Genomic DNA, 24,678 nt, shown 5'->3' on the forward strand with positions numbered 1-24,678 from the left:
AAAAGCAATTCTAAAAACAATCAAATGTATGAGAAAAATGGCTCATTTGAAATTAATGAATATTTATTTATATAAAAGGATGTTGAATGTTCAACGCATAGTTTTACTCCTTTTATATGTAACTTTCACTGTTCCATCGCTGGCAGAAGTCGCTACGATGCAGTTACCGCAGCTTTCGCTGAATTTAAATAACGTAACGAGACGTGAGGTATTTAACACTATTGAAAAAAATACCAAATACGTATTTATCTATTCGGACGAGTTACTTACAGAATTAAACGAAAAAGTTAGTATCCATGTCAATAAGCAAACACTGGACAAAATATTAGATAAAGTTTTACATTTAACAAGTTTGGGTTATAAGATAACTAATAGACAAATAACAGTAAGCAAGAAGGCTCAAACGGTCATCCCGAAAACTCCATTAAAGATTACAGGACACGTAACCGATGAAAAAGGAGAAGCTTTAATTGGGGTAAACATACAAGAAGAAGGAACCAACAATGTAGTTATTACAGATATGGATGGAAATTTCTCAATTTACAATGTGTCAGGTCCTTCCTCCGTCTTACAGTTTACTTATATAGGTTTTGTTCCATTAAAAATTGTAGTAGGAAAACAAACGAATATGTCCGTAAAGCTGGACCCTGATATAAAAGGATTAGAGGAAGTAGTTGTAGTGGGATACGGATCACAAAAGAGAGAAAGTGTAATTGGAGCTATTACCACCATGAAACCTGCCGCTTTACAAGTGAATCAAAGCCGTTCTGTTACAAATGCCCTCGCCGGACAAGTAGCTGGTGTTATTGCTGTGCAACGAAGCGGCGAGCCTGGGAATGATACTTCTGATTTTTGGATTCGTGGCATCTCCTCTTTTGGTGCGGGAACAACTCCGTTAGTCTTGGTTGACGGAATCGAGCGTAGCCTGAGCAATATCTCTCCAGAAGAAATTGAATCTTTTTCTGTTTTAAAAGATGCCACTGCAACAGCAGTCTATGGTGTTAGAGGAGCTAACGGTGTGATTCTGGTACAAACCAAACGCGGTCAGATTGGTAAGCCTCGCATTCAGATAAAGGCTGACTATGGTTTCTCTGCTCCGACCATGCTTCCCGAATTTGTAGACGGAGCCAAATATATGGAAGTTATGAATGTGGCGAGTCAGTTTTCCTCTGGAAAGGATATGTATACACAAGCAGCAATCGATGCCACTCGCAATGGTACCGATCCAGATTTATATCCTAACGTAAACTGGTTGAAAACAATAACCAAAGACCATGTACCCAATGGACGTGTCTCTTTAGACATCAATGGAGGTACTGAGCGATTACGCTATAGTATGGTATTGGCTTATCACGGAGAGACCGGTATGACAGTAACAGATCCGGGAGTGGAATATAATACATCCAATAATCTGTCACGTTATAATATACGTACCAATTTGGATATGAATCTAACCCCTTCCACTGAAATTAACGTAAGCTTGGGAGGATACATCATGAACCAGCGCACACCCGGCTTCTCGACAAATGCCGCTCCTTTTACGGACATCATCTATCTGGCCTTTAAAAATACTCCGATTGTCCATCCCACCGTTTACTCTAACGGACAGATTCCAGCCAACACATCACAAACTAATCCGTGGGCAGCCGCTACACATTCAGGATTTATTTCAAGCTACAAGAGCAGTTTGCAATCTGTATTTGCCGTAACACAGGATATCGGCAAGTTGTGGCATCCACTGAAAGGATTGAAAGCGAAAGCCACTTTCTCATTCGATACCTATGCTTGGAACTCATTTTTGAGAAGAAAAACACAAACTACTTATATGGCAACCGGACGTGACGAAGAAGGGAATTTATTGACCAGTATCACGAACCAGGGAGATGATTACTTGCAGTATGCAAAAGAAGCCGGCGGCAATCGCACCATGTACCTGGAAGGTCAGCTGTCTTACAGCCGTCTGCTCGCAGATAATCACCAAATAGACGGACTATTGTTGTATAATATGCGGGATTATGTAAATGCAGACGCAGCTTCAGCCATTTATTCACTACCGTATCGTACACAAGGTATCGCTGCTCGTTTGTCATATAGCTATAAAGGCAGATATTTCATCGAAGGAAACTTCGGGTATAACGGTTCAGAGAACTTTAGTAAAGGGAACAAATGGGGATTCTTTCCCTCCGTAGCCGGTGGCTGGCTTGTGACCAACGAAAAATTCATGGAGAATGCCCTCTCCGTATTATCTAAATTGAAATTTCGTGGCTCATACGGTTTGGTAGGCAACGACCAGTTGGCAGGACGACGTTTTGCTTTCCTATCTACGATAAACAGTGGAAATGGATTTACTTACGGACTTACAGGCAACCAAGGTATAGGTGGAAAATTCGAAGGAGACTTCGGGGTTGAAGATTTATCGTGGGAAACCGTAAAGAAAACAGATATCGGGGTTGAAATCGGCCTATGGGACTGCGTCAATATACAAGCCGATTATTTCCATGAAAAAAGGGAAGATATCTTTATGCAAAGAAAGACCATACCGGAAACAGCAGGATTCAATACAAATCCATGGGCAAACTTCGGTATCGTAAAAAATCAGGGATTTGATGCCAGTCTGGAAGTAAACAAGAGTTTTGGAAAAGATTTCTTTTTATCATTACGAGGTAATTTCACTTTCAGTCGTAATGAAATTGTAGAATATGACGAATCCGAGACTATGAAACAAACAACCCGTGCACGTACTGGAAATCCATTGAACACATATTACGGACTGAAAGCTATCGGTCTGTTTCAGGAAGAGGATTTTAAAGCAGACGGGACATTAGTGAACGGAATCCCCGACCATACATTCGAACCGGTAAAACCCGGTGATATTCGTTATGAAGATACCAATCATGATGGTAAAGTGGATGCCTATGATTATCAACCTATCGGTCGTCCTTCTGTTCCGGAGATTGTATATGGATTCGGATTCAGTGCACGTTGGAAGAGTTTTGATCTCAGCGCATTCTTCCAAGGTTCTACAAATGTATCCAATATGATTCAAGGAGATTTACTGATTCCCGGCAGTGGCGGTGGTGGATTGGGCAATATTTATGCCAACTGCGATGACCGTTGGGATCCGAGTGATCCGTATAGACAGGTATTCTGGCCTCGTTTGTCCACCAATAAAAGTTCTAACAACATGCAATATTCTACATGGTGGTTAAAAGATGTTTCTTATTTGCGTTTGAAAAATCTTGAAGTAGGCTATACTTTCCCAAAAAAATGGCAGAAAGCGGCGATGATGCGTGACGCACGTATTTTCTTCAGAGGAAGCAATCTGTTAACATGGGCTGCATTTGATATGTGGGACCCGGAAATCAATTCCAGTGACGGAATGAAATATCCTTTAATGAAGGTATATTCATTTGGTTTTCAAGTAACATTTTAATCTTACGTACAATGAAAAAATATACATATAAAAAATATATCCAAACAATGATGCTGGCTGTTGCCGTCATCCCGTTTTTCTCTTCTTGCGATTACTTGGATAAAGAACCGGATGATATGCTGACTATAGATGCTGTATTTGACAATGCAGATTATACAAAGCAATGGTTGGCAGGTGTTTATAATCTTGTACCCGATCCCTTGTGGGAATACATGAATTTTGCCGGATATGGCTATTACATGATGAGTGATGAGACACAAATGGCTTCGTCACTGGGACAGTTTGGTTGGGGAAATCTGATGAATGTACAACAAGGAAGTTGGACACCTACACAAATTATTCCAGGAAAAAATCTGTGGAAAGAGACCTATCAAAAAGTGCGTTCAGGACTTATTTTCCTGGAAAGAGTAAAAGAGATTCCAGACCAGAGACAAACAGTCGAACTAGTAGAACGATATAAGAATGAAGTTCGGTTCCTAATTGCTTACTATTACTCAAGAATGCTGGAGGTGTACGGACCGTTCCCATTGATTACTTCATTAATGGACGTAAATGATTCGGGTGAGGTACTGAAAAAAGAGCGCACTCCCTATGATGAAATCGTAAACTACTTGGACAATGAATTTATGGAACTTTCCAAGATACTACCTTCTTCCTATGATAATGTAAACATCGGACGTCCCACTTCCGGTGCATGTCTGGCATTGCGCGCCCGTATGCTAATGTTTGCAGCCAGCCCATTATTTAACGGGAATGAAGATTTCAAGGATGTCGTCAATAAAGACGGAACTCCACTTTTTAGTCAAAGCAAAGATAACAAAAAGTGGGAGAAAGCAGCAGTAGCAGCCAAGTTGGTTATTGATCTTCCTGAATATGATTTGTACAAAGAGTACCTGGAAGACGGTTCCATTGATGCATTAATGTCCTGTACCAATTTATATCTGACTACTACTGAACAGAACCCGGAAATTATAATGGCCTTCCCAGGAAAAACAAGTTCATTATATGAATACCATTTAATGCCTCGCAAATCCGGTTTTGCAGGTTGTATCAGTGCCACACAGAACATCGTGGATGCTTTCTTTATGAAAAATGGCTTAAGCATCGATGAATTAGGTTCAGGATATGTAGAAGAAGGATTCTCTACTGAAGATACATATTATCCTACGAAATATACCTATGGTAGTGCGGATAAGAAAGAAGGATTGGTGACACCGAAAGGTACATATAATATGTACGTTAATCGAGAACCCCGTTTTTATGCCAACATTCGTTTTCATGGCAAATATTGTTCGTTCGATGATGACAAGAGGCAACACAACTTTTTGAACGGAGGGCAAGATGGTAAACCTTCGCATGATAGTCCAATAGCTGGTTATCAAATTAATAAGGCCATTCATCCTGCCACCCGTTCAGGGTCTTATCCTTATAAACCGGGGATCATTGTTCGTTTAGGAGAGATGTATCTGAATTATGCAGAAGCACTAAATGAATATAATCCAGGACATACAGATATTACAAAGTATGTAAATCTAATTCGTGAACGTGCCGGACTGCCTGCTTTAAAATCCGGTTTGTCACAATCGGAAATGCGTGAAGCGATTCACCATGAACGCAGAGTAGAATTTGCATTTGAAGGAGGAATGCGTTATATGGATATCCGTCGTTGGAAAGAAGCGGAAAAAGTTTTTGAAACCCCGATTTCTGGTATGAATACGGATGCTAAAACCAATAATGATTTCTTCAAACGAACAGAAATACAGAAACGAATATTCTTGAAGAAAATGTATTTATGGCCTATTTACCAGACTTACTTGGATAACAATGAAAAAATGGTTCAAAACAAATATTGGTAATAAGAAAATGATTATGAAAATGAACCTCTATTGTATTTTATGTCTATTTCTAACAGTTTTTTCATCAGCTTGTGGTAATGAAAAAATTGATGGAAATAAAACTAAACAGGTGACATTGACTATTACTCCTTCCGACGAGATAATTGTAGAAGGTAAAGGGGGCAGTGTCTCGTTTACTGTCACACCAAGTGACCCTACAGTAGCACTAAAATATGTACCTAGTGTAGAGTGGGTGAAAGCAACTAGCGGCACCAAAGAGACTCTTTGGAACATAGCGACAAATACTTCCAAACTAAGCAGAGAAGGATATATTTATATTCTGGATAACGCTTCATTGGTTCAGTTAGGTAAAATCACTATCATTCAAAAATCGACAGACGGTGAAATTCAGGAGAATCCGACAGTATCGTTTAACGAAGCGGATGTACCGATTTTTATTCCTTTTGCCGGAAACTCGTATATGACTACTCCTCCAGCTTCTTCCGAAATAGACCTCTATACCGGTAAATTCAAGGATACATGGATGGACAAAACAATTGTTAGCAGCACCTACTTCCATGTGGGCGAAACTGGTAATATGAATTTGGCAGTCGTTGGAAGCAATGAAACCGGAAATAGTGTCGTACGCTTCAAGATACGGGACAAAACGTATGATGTTACTATCAGTGGTCCTACTTCTAAAATATACGGTATTGCTACAATTCCGATAAAAAAATCGGGATATATCCGGGTGGATATGCAGGGAGTATCAAGAAGCGGTAAATCTTTCGGTGATGTCACTGGTTTCCGGATAGGTGGACAGGCGACAATGGGCGACAATCATTTTGTAACAGAAGAAAAAATGGCTGAAGATAAGTTGAATTGTTACTTCTTTCGTAGAGGAGCTTCCGTGCATTGGGGGTATACAATGCCCGAAGCTAATGTTGAGTATTTCTATAATGAAGTTTTGGTCACAGAAGAAAATGTCCGAAATAGTTCATACTATATGATGAACGGGTTCTCCGAAGGCTATATGGGTATTCAACAAACGAGTTCCGGTGAGCACACTATTTTGTTCTCTGTCTGGAGCCCTTATTCTACTGACAATCCTAGTGACATACCAGAGGACAAAAGAGTGAAGCTATTACGCAAAGGTAAGAATGTCACTGTCGGAGAGTTTGGAAATGAAGGAAGCGGTGGACAAAGTTGGTTACATTGCGGTTGGAAAGCTGGCACGGTGTACAAAGCGCTTGTTCAGGTGAAACCGGACGGAAACGGAAACACCATTTATACAGCCTATTTTTATGCAGACAATGAATGGAAGCTAATCGCATCTTTCTTACGTCCGGACACAAATACATGGTATAAGGGAGCTCATTCATTCCTAGAGAACTTCGATCCGGTAAACTCAATCTATACCCGTTCCGTACTCTACAAAAACCAGTGGGTACGGCTTGCGTCAGGCGACTGGAAAGAGATTACGACAGCTAAATTCACCTGTGACAATACGGGAATACAGGGTTTGAGATACGACTATTCCGGCTCGGTCGATGAGAAGAATTGTGGTTTCGTTCTAAAGAGTTTCGGCTTCTCGGATGATCATACGGAATATGGAAAGATTTTTACCCGTCCTTCCAGTGGAACAGCTCCAGACATTGACTTTAAGAGATTAGAGAATATTCCATCTGTTGAATAAATAATTCAAAATAATGAAAAAGATAAAATTTATATATGCCACGATGTTGCTTGTCCTCGCATTAGCAACGAATGCATGCGACGATTATTATTCGGTAACTGTCAACGGTGATCCAGGCATTACACCAACAGTATTGATAACACCGGAAGAGAGCATTACTTTGCCGGCCAAAGAAGCAGCAGGAGAAATAGAGATTATATCCAACATGGATAACTCGACAATTTCTTTCCACGTTCCTTCCGATGCAGAAAGATGGTGCAGCGTAACACTCGAAGGAAATAGGATATCGCTTGCATTGGAAGATAATCCACGAATGATTGCACGTTCTACGATTCTAACTATAAAGGTTTTTTCAGTTACTCGAAAGATTGAAGTAGTGCAGGAAGCAAAAGCAGCAGAACCTATTTATCCGATAGAGAAAGTCTATAAATTCAAAATTCCTTCTGTCGAGAATTTTGATATAAGCAAGATTTATAAGGTGATGGATGATAAATTAAAAGTTGCGGAAATCTGTCTGGAGTATCTAAAAAATGATCATATTGCTTCAAAGGCTGTCGTTGTTTATACCGGTCAAGGTGGAGCGGCTGATTATACCAGAGGGTTGGTCGCATATTTGGTAGACGATGACGGCAATGTGTCCGACATCGACAAAAACGGAGGAACAGTAGCATTCAACTATAACGAAAATACACTTGATTATGTAGCCGGCAATTCTAATGCTGTTCAAACAGTTTATCTTTCTGCTTTCGGTATTACAACAGAGGAACAAGAAAATGCTGTTGAAGTTGTGGCTGAGCCGTATTTAGTAGCGGATATATCAGGCAATTCATATCCAACTGTCAAAATAGGTAGTGAAGTATGGTTGGGGACTAACCTCCGTACAACAAAATTTGGTGATGGTTCGGAGATACCATTTAGTGCTATGAATTCTTTGAATCAACAAGTTGCATCTTATACATACCCAGGTGGTGACTCTGATGTTGATGCTTCCTTATATGGTTATTTATACACAAGTAAAGTAGTGGCAGATGAAGACTTATTAGCCGGCAGCATTGTGGATGGTCTGTGGCGTATCTCTACCGGAGGAGGAAATAATAGTAACGGATTAATGGGTAATGTAACTGACTGGCAACGCTTGTTTAAGTATATCGGACAGGACCAACTGGGAACATTATTGGCACCGGGATACAATTGGAACAACGGCGGCAATGGTGCGTTTGATATTAATACAGTATCCGATTTAACAGGTTTAAGTATAGTGCCTGCCGGACAAATATATAGCAACGGAGCTTTTGCCTTAGGTTATTTAGGGCAAGCGTTTTTCTTCTATGGAAATGCAGGTCAAGGATATAACTTAGCAGAGAGAGACGGCAAAGCGGCCGATCAAGCCGGAGTACGCCAATGGAATCATGTCACGGATGCTTGTTCCATTCGTCTTGTCCGAATCGACAATCATCAATAACAATCCATTTTACAGAGTTTTCTATATCAACAATCATACTATTGGCAGAAAAATCCGTCGATAGTATGATTGGAAAAAGAACAAATATGTCACATTGTTAATATAATTAATAATTTTAAATTTTGAAACGAATGAGAAATAGGACTTTGTTTGGAACCGTTGTAAGTGCTATGCTTACCACCATGGCATCCTGTGTGTCAGCTCCTCAACACAACACTTTGACCAAAGCGGAAATAGCTGACGGTTGGCAACTATTATTTGATGGAAACACACTCAATGGCTGGCGTGACTATAATGGAGATTCACTCACACAACCTTGGCATGTAGTAGATGGATGTATTCAAGCAAATGGTGACGGAAGTGACCTTTCAGGTTATATCGTAACCGATCGGGAATTTGACAATTTTATTCTTGACTGGGATTGGAAACTTTCGTACGGTGGCAATAGCGGCATGCTTTATCACGTAGTAGAAGATCCTTATTTTAAAGTTCCGTATGTAACCGGCCCTGAATATCAGTTGATTGATGTAGAAGGTTGGGAAAAGACAAACGCTCCCACCAAATTGGAAGAATGGCAGAAACTGGGAGTAGACTATGCAATGCATCTTCCAGACCCAGACTCCATGTTCGTAAATCCACAAGGCAAATGGAATAACTCACGCATCGTGTTCGATAATGGGCATGTAGAACATTACTTAAACGGACATAAAATTTTGGAATTCGAGGCATGGACCGACGATTGGTTTCAACGCAAAGAAAGCGGTAAATGGGAAATGTCTCCTGAATATGGTTTGGGGCGCAAGGGAGTTCTCTGTTTACAGGATCATGGCTATCCTGCTTCCTTCCGCAACATCAAAATAAAGGAATTATCCAAGAAGATACCTGCTAAAACGGAGTTCCTGTTTAACGGAAAGGACTTGAACGGCTGGAAAGTGTACGGAACCGAATTGTGGTATGTGGATAAAGAAGGCTGTTTGGTATGTGAAAGTGGAAAAGACAAACAATACGGTTATTTGACTACCCGCGATTATTACAACGATTTTGACTTGAATCTGGAATTTAAGCAATTAGCTAATGGCAATTCCGGTGTCTTCTTCCGTTCATTCATCGAGCCACCGGTCAAGATTCACGGCTGGCAATGCGAAGTGGCTCCGACGGGCAACGATACCGGTGGCATTTATGAATCTTACGGGCGCGGTTGGCTGGTACAAATTCCAGATGAAAAAGAAAATATCCTGAAACAGGGAGACTGGAATACTTTACGCATCCGCGTGGAAGGTGCGCATGTACAAACATGGCTGAACGGTGAACTGATGGCAGATTTGACAGACAAAAAGATTGGTGCCACACAAGGACGTATCGCATTACAGATTCACGACGGGGGCGGTATCAAGGTGCAGTGGCGCAATATCCGTTTGACAAGACTGTAAGACAGTATTAAAACATATACAACAATAACTTATGTACAAAATATGGGAATTGACAGAAGAAAATTTTTAAAAGGCATGGGCAGCCTCGCTTTGTTCTCTATCGTGCCAAGCAAAGTATTGGGTGGGCCCAACCATATTGCTCCAAGCGATCAATTGACAAAAGGTATCATTGGAGTAGGCGGAATTGGCAGAAGTAGCTACCATTTCACAAGTAATGAACAGTGTCGCCTTGTTTCTGTGTGTGATGTTGACAAGAACCACCTACAAAAAGCAGTAGACCTGGGCAAGAAGAAATTCAATGAAACATTGCAGACATATCACGACTTTCGCGACCTAATTAAAGATTCGAATGTAGACATCGTACATATCGCTACTCCACCTCACTGGCACGGTCTGATGGCCATCGAGGCAGCCAAAGCAGGAAAGGACATCTGGTGTGAAAAACCGATGACACGTACTATCGGTGAAGGTAAACGTTTGATGGAAGCCGTGAAACAGAATAATCGTATATTTCGACTGAACACATGGTTTCGCTTTAAAGATAATTTCTACGGACTGGGTACTACTGTTGAACCATTAAAAAAACTGGTAGACAGCGGATTGCTTGGCTGGCCATTAAAAGTAATCATCTCGGGTGCTACCGGTTTCACATGGAAATTCTTTTGGGTAGGAAAGGAAAATCTTGCTCCGGAACCAGTCCCGGCAGAATTGGACTATGACATGTGGCTGGGACCGGCTCAATACAAGCCTTACAATTCTCATCGCGTTCATTCCACATTCCGGGGATATTGGGATTACGACGGAGGTGGCCTGGGGGATATGGGACAGCATTATATTGACCCGGTACAATACATATTGGGAAAAGATAATACCAATCCTATCAAAGTCGAAGTAGATGCTCCCCAGCAACATCCTGATGCTATCGGTATTTGGCGTAAGATTACCTATACTTACCTAGACGGATGCCAGATAGTATTGGAAGGTGAAGGGTTTGAAAGTGGCAATAAGGTACCGTATATAGAAGGTCCAAAAGGTAAAGTCTATAAAGGTTTTGAATGTGAATTAAACGGTAAGCCTGCTCCGGACATAATGAACATCATTGCTGAACTGCCTGATCCGGAACCGCAGAACACGGATTTTATCAAATGTGTCAAAAATAGGGAACTGTTCGCCTTGAATGAAATGAACGGGCACCGCAGCTGCAACATCGTAAATATGGCCCTTTGCGCCCTTCGTCTGAACCGTACACTACATTTTGACCCAGTAGCGCAGCAGTTCATCAACGACGATGCCGCCAATCAATTGATTGACCAGCCGATGAGAAATCCCTGGAAACTTTAATCTACTAATACTGAAAAATGAAAGATATGAAAAAGATATTTTGGGCATTAACTTTTGCAGCTTTATTGCCGTGGAGTATTGCGGCACAGGATGCCCGCCAGCGTACTATTGCCACTATTATAGCTGATGCGTTAGACCAGCTTCCTGCTGCCAAACAACAAGACTACAACAACATAATGAATGAACTGATGTCCACCGGTACTGCCGGCATAGTTCTGTTGGGAGAAATGCTTGTTCCGGCAGACAAAGGTAAGAACGCTTCCATTGAGCATGCTTTGTATGGTGTAGTTTCTTATGTTACCGCTCCGGATAAAGCAGACAAAAGGGCTGAAGTGAGAAAAGGTTTAGCAAAAGCCATTGAAAAGTGTACTGACAATCCAAACCGAGCATTCCTAATGAGCCAGTTGCAACGTTGTGCAACAGTTGAGGACATCCCTGTTTTTGTAAAATACCTGCATGATGCTTATCTGGCAGAATGGGCTATCAACGGACTGGCACATACTGAAGGGGCAAACGAGGCACTTCTTGATCTCATTAAGAAAGAGGTTGCTCCTCGAGAGAAACTGGCCTATGCTGTCGGCGTAAAAAGACTGAAAACGGCCGAACCTATACTGTTGGAATGGTTGAAGAATGCAGACGCTCCAACTCAAAAAGCAATCTATCACGCATTGAGTATTTGCGGTTCATCCGCCTCCCTTTCTACATTGGAGAAAGCCGCCAAAGCAGCGAAGTATGAGTGGATACCGGAAACAGATGTTACTGCTTGCTATTTGCGACTACTCAAGACAATGGTTGTCAACGACGAGGGACATATCGCAGCTAATGCAGCAAAAAAACTGCTAAAAGATACTGACAAGGCTTATGTACGTGGTGCTGCTCTCGATGTAATTATTGAAGCAGAGGGCAAAAAAGCTGTCTCTTACATCCTTGCCGCTTTGAAGGACAGTAATCGTGAATATAGAGTGAACGCTTTACGCCTATCTGAAAACATTGCTGATGAAACCTTATATGCAAACCTGGCAAAGACATTAAAGGCAAAGAACAATAAGAAAGTAAAGGCTGACATATTAAATTGGTTCGGTACTAATCATGTAGTTTCACAGATTGATGCCGTAATAACCAATATGGACTCCGACGACGAGGAGATTGCCATTGCTGCCATTACTGCTGCCGGAAAGATTGGCGGCGATACAGCATTGGAAGCTCTAATTGCAAAACTGAATAGTAATCATGCCGATGCTGCAACCAAAGCATTGCTCTCATTTAACGGTAAAATCAACAACAATATCATGAAAGCGTTGGATGCGGACAAAGCCATTCGGATTGCCGCACTAAATCTTGCTTCTACACGCAGTATGGACGAAGCGACCGATAAAGTGTTTAATATGCTGACTTCACCAGAAAACGATGTACGCACTGCTGCCTATAAGGCTCTTGAGGGTGTAGTAGGTCCGTCAGATCTTGAACGTCTCAGCCGATTGATTGAAAAAGAGAGTGGCAAGAACATTCCTCAAATTCAGAAAGCGATGCGGAACGCAGTTCTGCCTTTGCCTAAAGATAAACAATATGCTACCGTAATTCCATATGTCAACAAATCCTGTAATCCTTCCTTGTACTATCCGGTTCTTGCGCAAGCGGGTAATCCTGAATCCATTGCTGAGATTCTAAAAGGATACAATGGCAATTACAAACAGGAAGCATTCGCGTCATTGGTGAATATTGACAATATAAAAATGATCGAGGTTCTCTATAACATTGCAGTTAATGACAAAACGAATGCTCAAGCTGCATTAAACCGCTACACAAGTTTGGTTGCCAAGTCTGCCCATACATCGATACGAAAATACCAATTGTATCGCAGGGCATTGGAAATTGCTTCCGATGTGAAAGTACAGAATCGCCTTATTAACCTGTTGGGTGAAACTCATACTTATCAGGCTTTGATGTTGGTTGAAAAATACATGGATAATAAGGCTACGGCTGAAGCTGCTGCCGAGGCAGTAAGAACTATCGCTTCAAAGAACTCTGAAAATTTCGGCGGTGAACCGGTACGCAAAGCTTTGGAAAAAGCAATTGCATGTTTTAAGGAAGCTGGTCATGCGGATGCCGGTTATGCCATCGATGACATTAATGCCATATTGCAAAGACTTCCGCAGGCAGCCTACATTCCGATATTCGGTAATGCCGAATGGACAGTAATTGCGTTGAATCCGGCTCAGAAGGCTTCAATGAATCCCAAGAAAATCAAAAAACACGAAGCATTGACTGCCACAACTAGCGATCTTTGGAAGATTACAGAAAATGGAATAGCTTATACCGGTGGTAAAAATGCCATTCTGGGTACTGGCAATTATGAGAACTTTGAACTATGGTTTGAATGGAAAGGCACAGGCAAGGCAGGTTTGGGCGTGCGTTCTATTCGGCAAATAGACTTAGGCGGTGATAAATCCGGGGCTTTGTCCGGCAACATAAAAACAAAAAATACACCGGAAAAAGTAGCCGATAATATAGCAGGTGAATGGAATACAGTTTATGTAAAGGTATTGAACGACCGGGTGACTGTCAGTGTGAACGGTGTGGTGACCGCCACCAATATTATCCTTGAAAACTCCTGCGATCGTAATATTCCGGCTTATGTGAAAGGTCAGTTGATGCTGATAGGAGAAGGCACACCTGTAGAATACCGAGAGATGTACATCCGCGAACTTCCTTCTACTCCGAAATTCAACCTTCCTGCAGAAGAAGCAAAGGAGGGATTTGAGATATTATTCGATGGTACTTCCATGCACAAGTGGACAGGAAATACAACCGACTATGTACCTGTAGACGGAACTATCTACGTGACTGCACAATACGGTGGTAGCGGAAACCTCTATACAGTAAAAGAATACAGCGATTTTGTATTTCGCTTTGAGTTTGCATTTATGCGTGAAGGTGTCAACAATGGCGTAGGCATTCGCACTCCGATGGGAGTGGACGCAGCATATGAAGGTATGGAAATTCAAATACTAGATCATGACGCTCCTATTTATAAAGGATTACGTGAATATCAACAACATGGGTCAGTATACGGTATCATTCCTGCCAAACGAGTGAAGTTCCCTGCATTAGGTGAATGGAATACCGAGGAAATCCGTGCAGTAGGAGATCGTATTACCGTAACTGTAAACGGTGAAATTATACTGGATGGAAACATTCGTGAAGCATGCCAGGGACACAACGTATCGGAAGACGGTTCTACAAAGAACCCACATACTGTAGACAGGAAGAATCATCCCGGACTCTTCAACAAGTCGGGACATATCGGATTTCTAGGACATGGTGCAGGAGTGAAATTCCGTAATATCCGTATCAAGGATTTGAGCAAATAAAAAACTAATAAGATAGCTTTCATACTTCTTTATGAATATCAAGGCAAATGATGCCCGCAGACCGGTCTCCATCGTAGTGATAGGAGCCGGTAACCGGGCTAACAAATATCTGGAATATGCAAAAATAAACCCTGACAAGGTACAGCTTGTCGGAGTTGTGGAGTTAAATGACATCCGGCGTAATAAAGTAGCGGAACGCTTTGGATTGGACGCTTCGCAGTGTTGCTCCGATTATAAGACTTTTTTTCACAATCCTGTCAAGTCGGATGCCATCCTGATATGTACACCCGAAAACATGCATTTTGAGCCAAGCATGATGGCCATCCGCAAAGGGTTTCATGTTTTGTTGGAAAAGCCTATAGCCCAGACACTGGAAGAATGCATTGCCATTGGCAAGGCTGCAAAAGAAAAAGGGGTTATCGTTGCAGTTTGCCATGTATTACGATATCATCCGTATTTCATGAAGATCAAAGAGCTGATTGACACTGAAGAATTAGGTAGAATTATTTCAATAAATCATCGTTCATCAGTAGGAATAGACCGTTCTACACATGGGTTTGTGAGAGGCATGTGGCGTAAAGAGGAAATAACCAATCCGATGCTTATCTCCAAATGTTGTCATGACATCGATTTTCTGTTATGGCTTACACGCACCCGTTGCCATAAGTTAACCTCGTTCGGTTCTCTGCGTTGGTTTCACAGTGCGAATGCCCCAAAAGGTTCAGCCGATCGGTGCATTGATTGCAGTGTTGAAAATGATTGTCCGTTTTCGGCTGTAAAGTTATATCGTGAGCGTCGTGAGTGGATCGCTAATTTTGATGTACCGGAGGGTAAAACGATTGATGATGTGATTGAATACCAATTACATGTAGGGATTTACGGGCGTTGTGTATATCATTGTGACAACGATGTGGTAGACCATCAGATTGTATCTATGGAAATGGAAAGTGAAGTAACGATTAATTTCTCAATGGATGTATTTACTTTGAAAGATAATCGGGAAACACACATTTGCCTGACGGAAGGAGAAATAGACGGAGATGAAACGACTTTACGCGTAAAACGGTTTTGCGGAAGGGAAGAAACGGTCTATGATTTTTCGGATATTGCCGGCACTCCGTTTCATGCAGGAGCAGACTTGGCTTTGATGGAGGATTTCATTGAAGCCGTCCGTTCCAGCAAAAAATCTCTCGCTACTGCCATCGATGTTTCTGTAGAAAGCCATCTCATCTGCTATGAGGCGGAGCGTAGCCGCAGAGAAGAACGCATTATTGTTTTTTAAGGCACTGTCCTATTTTTTGTGTAAATTGAAACAGGATTCAGTTGTAAGTTTCCTCTTATATCTGTATTCTGTTTTCAAAAATAAGCATAAATTGGTTCATAATCAATCCCCAGTTATGAATTGGCTATGTCCATTTCTTCTCAATCTCCATTAGTGACAGATATACTGTTTTCTTCACGGCATCATCAGAAGGGAATAAAAACTTTGATTTCGTGTACTTTCTGATTTTCCCGTTGAGATTTTCAATGAGATTTGTGGTATAGATTATTTTTCTGATTTCCAGTGAAAACTGGAAGAAAACAGTCAGGTCATCCCAGTTGTTTCTCCATGAAAGTATGGCATAAGGGTACTTTCTTCCCTATTTCTTTTCCAGATTATCAAGTTCTGTGGCAGCAACTTCCTTATTGGGTGCATTATAGATATTCTTCATATCTGCCGTAGACTCTTTCTTGTCCTTATAAACGACATATTTACAGGAGTTTCTGATCTGATGTACCACATAGATTTGAGTGGACGACTGAGGGAATACGGTACGAATGGTATCCGTAAATCCATTCAGGTTGTCGATACAGGTAATCAGTATATCCTGCACTCCACGTACCTTTAAATCAGTCAGTACACCCATCCAGAAAGAAGAACTGTCCGATTTGCCAACCCACATGCCAAGAACTTCTTTCAGGCCATTCTGCTTCAGGACGACACAAAGATAAACGGTCTTGTTTATGATCTTGCCGTTATCCCCGTACTTTGAAGACGATTCCGTCCATCCAGACTATCAGATAAACCGGATCCAAAGGGCGGTTCTGCCATTCCTGAACGGCCTGGTTTACTTTGTTTGTAATGATGGAAATGGCTGATGTAGAGAGTTCTATTTCATAAATCTCACACATCTCTTCCTCTATATCGAAAACACTCATTCCTTTGGCATATAAGGAAATAACAAGCTTTTCTATCGAAAGTCCACTGCTTTCGTGTTTGGGCATTGCAATCAGTTCGAACTGGCTGTTACGATCATGGGGAATGGAAATAACAGCCTCCCCATGTTCGGTTTGGATTTTCTTCGGATAGCTGCCATTACGTGAATTACTGGTATTATTCCCGGCTATAGAATTCTTTTCATAGCCTAAATATGCGTCCATTTCACCTTCAAGCATCTTCTCCAATACTTGGGCATGTAACTGTTTAAGAAACTTGCTCACATTGGATTCTGTTTTGAATTGGCTAAGGAACTCCTTACTTAATACTTCATCTGGCACTACATGATTCTTTTCTTTCATAATCTTCTTCATTTTACAAATGTATAAAATAAAAATACGAGACTCTAATATGAATCCCGTATTTCAATTTACACAAAATATTTTATAGTGCCCTCCCCTTCGGGAAGTTATGCTATCATCATTCGCTTCGCTCACTGAGTATTTGCCTCTAGCTTACCCCGCCATTTCATTTTTTATTTCATTAGTGGATTCCCGCTCAATGTCACATAATTCATTAAACCTTTTGATCAGCTTCTCAATATCTCTCTGCTTTTTTAGCTATGCTTTTCCTATGGAGAGATAAGATATTAGCACTTAAGTCAAAGAGTAACCTATATAGCTCAACATTATCAATTTGTCAAATTACTTTATTACACCTTTAATTCCTTCGTAAAATCCCGAATTGTTTTACTTATGCAATTATCGAATAATGAATGCTATAAGATCTTTCCCTTTAGAAGTCAATTTATCCTCTAAAGTACGAATGGGATGACCGTTGGTTTGCAATTTTGATAATGAAACATTATCAACAATAAGTCTATTACTTTCAAGATAGTATATACTTTCGGCAACATCTTCTTGGGCAGCATTTAATAATTCGCTCAACATCTCTATGAAAAAATAAGTTCTGGTATAGAATATCAGGTTTCTGTAGCCAGGTGTTGGAGCATTGGGATCTTTTATTTTCTCTCCATTTTGCCGATTAAATTCTGAAGGATTTTGAAGAATTCGCAAAATTAGTAACTCCAAACCATTCATTTGTTCTAATATTCTTAAATATTTTTCCGTTTTATCGTAGCTGCATTCTTTTGCAGTAATGCTACTAAGCAAAATATTTCTAAACAAAATTCTTTTCTCTTCTTTACGTTCATTTACAATATGCCTAGCAGTTTGTTCAAACACATCAAGAAAATCAGGTTGATTGATGTATGATTCATTAATTTGCTCTTTAATCTTTTGAACTTCCATTTCTAAGGAAAGATAAAATTCTTCAAGCCGTTCGTGCTTTCGCTTAGCTTGAATTGCATCTATATCTGACCAAACAGAAGTTAAAGTACCTCCTAGTACAGGTATCATTGCTGTGATGCCTTTAATCGCCACCATTCCTTTTTCAATAACATTTTCTTTCTTCATATCTATATCTATGCCCCGATTGAGGCCTTTATCTACTTTTTACAATGCTTTTATTCCGAGAGCAACTGAGTAAATTCATGAAGGCGAAAACGATAACTGTTGAAGTAAAACTTACGTAAAAGTCTAAATCTTCAGATTTCATATCAAACCTGTTGACTCCTCCTTTGTATCCTCCCAACGTTCTTTTTAAATATCAATTCCTGTCGGAACTTTAATTTCTCTATCCCTCACTCAGACCCTGAAATATATTGAATATTTATCATTTCGCTTCACCGGATCCCTCCTCTAATTCAAATTATAATAAAATATTCTACCATAATATACGATTTAATTTATATTTTCCATGTACTAAAATAGTTACTTTATCAATGCAAGCAAAATTTCGCCAGAGAAACTTTATTTTATGAGTTCATCAATCGGAAAATTTCACTATCTTTGATAAGTTATTTACTGTAAACCATAATTTTTAAACAAGGATATAAAAATGAATTCATCTTACTATCAAAATCAGATAAATCGGTTAGAAAAAGATATTGCAGATTTGCAGAAGAAAATTGCTGATGAAAACAAAAAAGAAATTGATAAGAATAAACAGATAGACTCGGTGCATAGAACTATCAATAAAAATACTTCTATTTCTACTCTTAACTCAAAGCAACGGCAAATAGATGGATATCAAAAGGATATTCTTAATTGCAGAACCAAAATTGCGAGCTATCAAAAAAGTATTGCAACAAAGTCAGCAGAACTGGGGAAAAAAAGGCAAGAGTTGCTAAAAGCACAACAAAGCGAACAAAAGAAACTACAAGATGACCAATTAAAGTTCCAAAAGAAGTTACAAAGTGAAATTGAAATTCAAAAAAGACATTTGGAGACTCTTATCGCCCAAAATTATTCAACACAAAATAATAAATTGGTTTCGACAGAGGATATTCCGGAGCCGACTAAACAATATGACTTTTTCATCTCACATGCTTCAGAAGATAAAGATGATATTGTTAGAGATTTAGCCGAAGCATTAAGGAATAATGGTTTTGAAGTTTGGTATGATGAGTTTGAACTAAAAATCGGAGATAGTCTCCGAAAGAAAATAGATTATGGTTTATCCAATGCTAATTATGGAATTGTCATAATCTCCCCTTCCTTTGTCAAGAAGAATTGGACGGAATATGAATTGAATGGCATGGTTGCCAGAGAAATGAATGGGCACAAGGTTATTTTACCAATTTGGCATAAAATAACGAAAGATGAAGTTTTAAGATTTAGTCCATCATTAGCTGATAAGCTTGCACTAAACACTTCAATTCACACAATTGATGACATCGTCGAAAACCTGAAGAATTTATAAATATCTGATTACAAGAGCGTATATAGAAGCGTAAAAGATGCAATAATATGATTTTCTTTAAACTTTGATTTGAAATCGAGATTTTGTATCTTAGCAATACTGAGATTTATATAATTACAAATAAAGTCATAAGAAATCAAAGTGAACTTCACCTAAGACCTTGAAAGGATTCTTTCCGAAATAGAAACCATTGCAAAAAAATGGAATAAAAAAAGGTGCTGTTCATATTGGACAGTATCACAGTGGCGGCAACAGGAAGTGTCACGGCCAGAGTTGCAAAGGAGCTGATGAAAAGGCTGAAATTAATCTGTGGACGCTATAACGTAACAGTGATAACGCTGATGCATACAAGAAAGCGGGACAAATCCAAACCTATTGAGATGCAGGACCTGGCCGGTTCCGCCAAACTGACTGACTTGGCGGATAATGTGCTTGCAATAGCCAAATGTAATGCTACTGAGGTGTATGTCAAGGTTCTCAAGTCACGCAGCAATGCCATTCCTGACAAAGTACGGCATTTTGAGATTCGCAGTGACGGCTATCTCCATTTGGAATTCATTCGGGAATGTGAGGAAGAGGATCTGCTGGCACAGGGTAAAAGCAAGCTTACACCAGAGGTGGAACAGGAGATTCTCACCCTGCGTGGAAAAGGATACTCCGTCAGGAAAATAGCAGATCATATGAAACTGTCAAAATCTGCTGTTGACCGTGTGGTTCAAAAGCATAAGGACAGTGAAGAATCCAGCGCGGATGCTATTAAGGATGCACAATTCCCCGACAACGCAGCCTGATAAAAAGACCATATCCTGTAAGACTTTTACGTAATCATACAATGAAGACTGGAATTCAATAATGAGTTTCAGTCTTTTTGTTTATCTGAAGCTTCTTAAGCCCCCTTGAGTTATCCACTGTCCCTTTGTCCCGGAACTGACGATCCCACTGTCCCGGATATCACATTTTTCAGCATTTTAGGCATGAAATTTATATAAAATACCCTCCAAAATTATGTTTTTTATCATTCGTAAACAAGCATAATTACAGACATGATATAGTAAGTATTTGTATAGTTACAAACATTATCAATAGATTACACACAAACATCTATTTCGTATTATTTACATCACATGGGTAAAGTTCCAAAATGTACATATTTTCTGGGACACCTTCCCGGGACAGACGGATAAAAAGAGATTCAGGGTTAGCCCGACCATTTCTTTTCCTTCAAAAAAATATCTGTTTTGCCGTTCAAATCCCTCGAAAGCTTGATATATGTATGAAAACATATATAATATTGTCAAGTAAGAACGATAGCTCTATACTAGACCGTCAGGTAAGGGATTGTCCTGATGTCAGCGAAAAAACAGTTCCACAGAGAATACCCAGAAGATACAAAGAGGATATCAAGAGATTACAAGAAAAATACGATCTGCATGAAGGGCTGGTCATTAATGTGTCCCTCAAAGAATTCAGGGGCATATGTGAAAGGGATTATCCAAAGATCGAAGCCTACCTGGGATTAAAGAAATACCTGTTACGCACTTTCGGAGTAACCCTGAATATACATTCACAAAAGACTAAGGGGGATTTCGATAAAAATACAGATGAACCATAAATTTTGTATAACCGGGGTTGGCTGGAGGCAAAGAGTAAAGGAACGTAGTGAAGTGACATACATAACTCCCTGAAGGGAGATAAAGGTGGAATAAAAAAGTTTGCAAAAAGAGGTAAAATGTATAAAGAAGAGTGTGTTTTGAAGAATAAAATATTCCACCCTTCGGTTATGTATTACATACTCTCTACTATCGTATACCCTCTGTCTCCGACTTACCCCATTAATCTTAAAAGTGAAACAATGCATAAAATTACATTAAATGTCCCTGAGGGGATCAGATACCTTTCAGACTGGCATGACTTATGGAATACCCTGCTGCCGGAAGGACAACATTACATTCTAAACAAACGTATATGCGGATGCGGAGCTACTGAAGCCTATCTAAGATCAGGCAGGAAAGTCATATTAGCCAGTCCCAGAAAGCATCTGCTCTATAACAAGTATTCCCAGCATCTCTCCGACAACCTGCACCTGTACCGTTACCAGGGGGATAAGAAGAGGTATTTTGAAAGCAGACTTATTTCCCCGACCGACACGCTTGCTTTCAATGAAAACCTAACCGGATATATCAGATCCGGAGGGAACAAGATACTGACAACGTATGATTCACTCAGGAAAATCATGGAAGTCCTGATTAGTTCGGGGGAGGATATATCCGAATGGGTGGTAGTGATAGACGAGTTCCAGGCTATATTTTACGATTGCCAGTACAAGGCCACTACGGAATATGAGCTATGCCAGGTACTCCGGAAATTCTCCACTGTCATCTATTTGTCGGCTACGCCCTATCTGGACTCCTATCTGGACATGACGGAACAGTTCAGGAATATGACCATTTATGAGCTTCTCTGGCCGGAGGATATGACACAGACTCCCAATGTCGAAGTTGTGAAATCTAAGAAACCCGTCCTGGAACTGTGTTCTGACCTGATCGGGAAATACCGGGAAGGCAACGGCAAGTCAACCGTTGTGAATGGAGAAGGTTTTACCGCCAGGGAGGCCGTGTTTTATATCAACAGCGTTTCTGAAATCAAGAAGATTATCAAAAAGAACGGGCTCACACCGGAAGAAACGGCCATTATCTGTTCAGCCAAGACTGATAATCTTCGGAAACTGGATAATCTTTCCAGAGAAACGGGCATGAAATTCAGGATCGGAGATATCCCACAAAGAGGAGAGCCACATAAAATGTTCACTTTCTGTACCTCAACTGTATATATAGGTGCCGATTTCTATTCGACCAACGCCTATTCATACATTTTTGCCAATCCGCAAGTCAGTTGCATGGCAGTGGATGTTTCGGTGGACCTCCAGCAAATAGTAGGCCGCCAGAGACTTGAGGAAAACCCTTTCCGGAATTCAGCCACTCTTTATTTCAATACCAAAGAAGCCAAAGCGACAAGGGATGAACTGGAGAATTCCATCAGGGAGAAGAATGAGGGAACTCTGCGTCAGATAGAGAACTACAATGCCGTACCCAACAAAGACGAACAATTGCGGCTGATGGAGGATAACATAAGAACGGAAGGTCACAAGAAGCATTATTGCTGTATAGTCAGAGATGCGGATAATCATGTGCATGTCGTTAAGAATGAAATTCTGGAGATAGCAGACAGGAGGGCCTGGGAAGTATCCGACCGAATCTATAACAACGACTTCTCCATGTACCGTGCATTGAAAGCCGGGGTGAATGTGACAAAGGCTACCGACAGCAATAATCCGGAGATACAAAGAATCTTCACCAAATGGAACATGGACAACCGGTTCGACAGAAAGGCCAGGATGTATTGTGACCTGCATGAAAATGCCCCACTGCTCCTGGAGGAATGCAACTTTATCGAAAGGAAATACAAAGATTACTACGATGCCCTGGGAAGGGAGGGCTTTGAGAGCTCATACTGGCGGGAGGACTATATAAAACAAGCCCTTGCCCCGGTTCCCATGAAGTTATTACCCAGGAATGAAATCGCCGGTCGACTGATGAATGTACTGAAAGTAGGCGGTGAATCTACAAGACCGGAAGTAAAGGAAATCCTTCGGGGAATCTATCATGACCTGGGAATACAGGGTAAACCGAGCGCATCCGATATTACTGGTTACCTGACTTGTGAAGAGAAGACTATTAGGATAAACGGTAAAAAAACAGCAATATTCAGAATTATCTCACATGCACGGGAAAAAGTCTCCCTGTTTCCTAGAATCACCGATGTAACCCAAGCACAGGAATATGACGTGGACAAGCTGCTAGAAATTATCCGGGATGACACCTACTATCATCTGAAACCTAAAGTAGAAGCCGTCAGGAGTGCTGGAACCCAAGATGAGAAAAACAGGAAGAAAGCCCTTCTCCCCGTAGCCACCTGGAACGGAACCTTCAGGTCCAGACATAAGAATGAATGCACAGTCTACTCCTCCTATACGGCTCTCGATTTTGACCATATCGGGGTGGATGATATGCCGGATTTTGTCAGGTGGCTGCAGGGATTTCCATGTGTCTATGCCTGTTTTGTCACTCCAGGCGGAACGGGGTATAAAGCGATCATCCTGCATGATAACTGTGAACCGCTTTATCACTATGACCTGTACGGACAATTAGTAAAGCTGTTTGATTGTCCCTGGATAGACAAGAGCACCACCGACCTGGCCAGAGGGAATTATCTCTCCTATGATCCGGACTTATGGAAAAATCCATCTCCTGTTCCCTTTCACTTTGTACCGGGAACACCGGAACCTGTCATACCCAATACGATGACAGAAACAGTTATCAGGGATGTGCAAGGAGAACCTGTTCTGGTACAGGACGAATCCTGGGTCGAAGGTTTTCTGAACCAGTTGAACAAACAAGTCATTTCTGATGACAGCATTATCCGGATACTGAGAAAAGCATGGAACGGGAAATCTTTGAGCAATGGCAGGAATAATACGGCGATGTCCTATGCGGGTATCTTATGTAAGGCTGGCGTTGAGCCGGGTAAGGCAAAGGCATTCATAGAGGAACTTATTCCCGGTTTTGATATAACGGAAATAATCGAATACGCTTACGCCAATAATATATTCGGGTGTGAACGTATGCGGTACAGAAATAGAAAATGAAAAAAAAATAACTAACTTAAAAAAAAGAATTATGGCACTGAATAAAAGTATCGGGAACATGTATGCTTTCGTTTCACATACATATAACCCGATGAAAGGCGAATGTGAACACTCCTGTGCGTATTGTTTTATGAGATGTAAACTTCTCCTGCCTCCCTTGCGTCTGGAGCTGAAGGAACTGAAAGTGAACCTGGGGGAAGGCAACTTTATCTTTGTAGGCAGCAGTACGGATGAATGGGCGGCTAATGTCCCGGCAGAGTGGATTGAGCAGGTACTGGACTATTGTGACGGTTTTGATAACAGGTATCTCTTCCAATCCAAGAATCCCGCTCGTTTTTTGGAATATCTGGATCATCCGGTCATGAGAAAGTCCGTCCTTTGCACC

Annotated in this window: 13 protein-coding genes and 1 pseudogene; 12 read left to right on the top strand and 2 right to left on the bottom strand. The window is 40.8% G+C overall.

Going from position 1 to position 24,678, the window contains the following annotated elements; translation table 11 throughout:
• Positions 1–28 precede the first annotated feature (28 nt).
• The 8 genes from KFO40_RS02805 to KFO40_RS02840 all read left to right on the top strand — a co-directional run bounded on the left by KFO40_RS02805 (position 29) and on the right by KFO40_RS02840 (position 15,850).
• Positions 29–3,433, top strand: coding sequence for a TonB-dependent receptor (locus KFO40_RS02805; protein ID WP_225629800.1), 3,405 nt, complete (start codon positions 29–31; stop codon positions 3,431–3,433).
• 11 nt (positions 3,434–3,444) lie between these two features.
• On the top strand, positions 3,445–5,289 hold the full coding sequence (locus tag KFO40_RS02810) for a RagB/SusD family nutrient uptake outer membrane protein (protein ID WP_055229376.1): 1,845 nt from the start codon (positions 3,445–3,447) through the stop codon (positions 5,287–5,289).
• Positions 5,290–5,302: 13 nt separating this feature from the next.
• The gene (locus KFO40_RS02815) at positions 5,303–6,964 is read left to right on the top strand and encodes a DUF3472 domain-containing protein (protein ID WP_167541981.1); all 1,662 of its coding nucleotides are present in this window, start codon (positions 5,303–5,305) and stop codon (positions 6,962–6,964) included.
• A 13-nt stretch (positions 6,965–6,977) separates the two neighbouring features.
• The gene (locus tag KFO40_RS02820) at positions 6,978–8,426 is read left to right on the top strand and encodes an FISUMP domain-containing protein (protein ID WP_074705997.1); all 1,449 of its coding nucleotides are present in this window, start codon (positions 6,978–6,980) and stop codon (positions 8,424–8,426) included.
• Between the two features lie 170 nt (positions 8,427–8,596).
• On the top strand, positions 8,597–9,856 hold the full coding sequence (locus tag KFO40_RS02825; protein ID WP_048697613.1) for a DUF1080 domain-containing protein: 1,260 nt from the start codon (positions 8,597–8,599) through the stop codon (positions 9,854–9,856).
• A gap of 42 nt (positions 9,857–9,898) precedes the next feature.
• Entirely contained in the window at positions 9,899–11,197 is a 1,299-nt protein-coding gene (locus KFO40_RS02830; RefSeq protein WP_048697610.1) for a Gfo/Idh/MocA family oxidoreductase, read from the top strand.
• Positions 11,198–11,223: 26 nt separating this feature from the next.
• On the top strand, positions 11,224–14,568 hold the full coding sequence (locus KFO40_RS02835) for a DUF1080 domain-containing protein (RefSeq protein ID WP_048697606.1): 3,345 nt from the start codon (positions 11,224–11,226) through the stop codon (positions 14,566–14,568).
• 31 nt (positions 14,569–14,599) lie between these two features.
• Entirely contained in the window at positions 14,600–15,850 is a 1,251-nt protein-coding gene (locus tag KFO40_RS02840; protein ID WP_062694410.1) for a Gfo/Idh/MocA family protein, read from the top strand.
• 55 nt (positions 15,851–15,905) lie between these two features.
• Here KFO40_RS02840 and KFO40_RS02845 read toward each other — a convergent pair.
• Together KFO40_RS02845 and KFO40_RS02850 are read right to left on the bottom strand one after the other, a co-directional pair.
• A pseudogene (locus KFO40_RS02845) lies at positions 15,906–17,139 on the bottom strand (IS256 family transposase).
• A gap of 387 nt (positions 17,140–17,526) precedes the next feature.
• Complete coding sequence (locus tag KFO40_RS02850) at positions 17,527–18,240, bottom strand: hypothetical protein (RefSeq protein ID WP_195591944.1); 714 nt, start codon at positions 18,238–18,240, stop codon at positions 17,527–17,529.
• 484 nt (positions 18,241–18,724) lie between these two features.
• Between KFO40_RS02850 and KFO40_RS02855 the strand changes: the two genes are divergently transcribed.
• The 4 genes from KFO40_RS02855 to KFO40_RS02870 all read left to right on the top strand — a co-directional run bounded on the left by KFO40_RS02855 (position 18,725) and on the right by KFO40_RS02870 (position 24,293).
• Positions 18,725–19,588 (top strand): TIR domain-containing protein, encoded by an 864-nt coding sequence (locus KFO40_RS02855; protein WP_048697596.1) that lies wholly within the window; start codon positions 18,725–18,727, stop codon positions 19,586–19,588.
• Positions 19,589–19,803: 215 nt separating this feature from the next.
• Positions 19,804–20,379 (top strand): hypothetical protein, encoded by a 576-nt coding sequence (locus tag KFO40_RS02860; protein WP_048697594.1) that lies wholly within the window; start codon positions 19,804–19,806, stop codon positions 20,377–20,379.
• A 482-nt stretch (positions 20,380–20,861) separates the two neighbouring features.
• Complete coding sequence (locus KFO40_RS02865; RefSeq protein WP_048697591.1) at positions 20,862–21,200, top strand: hypothetical protein; 339 nt, start codon at positions 20,862–20,864, stop codon at positions 21,198–21,200.
• Between the two features lie 240 nt (positions 21,201–21,440).
• On the top strand, positions 21,441–24,293 hold the full coding sequence (locus tag KFO40_RS02870) for a BT4734/BF3469 family protein (protein ID WP_048697650.1): 2,853 nt from the start codon (positions 21,441–21,443) through the stop codon (positions 24,291–24,293).
• Positions 24,294–24,678: the final 385 nt, after the last annotated feature.

Origin of the sequence: Bacteroides sp. 1001302B_160321_D4, assembly GCF_015667765.1 — a bacterium.
GTDB classification, from domain to species: domain Bacteria; phylum Bacteroidota; class Bacteroidia; order Bacteroidales; family Bacteroidaceae; genus Bacteroides; species Bacteroides xylanisolvens.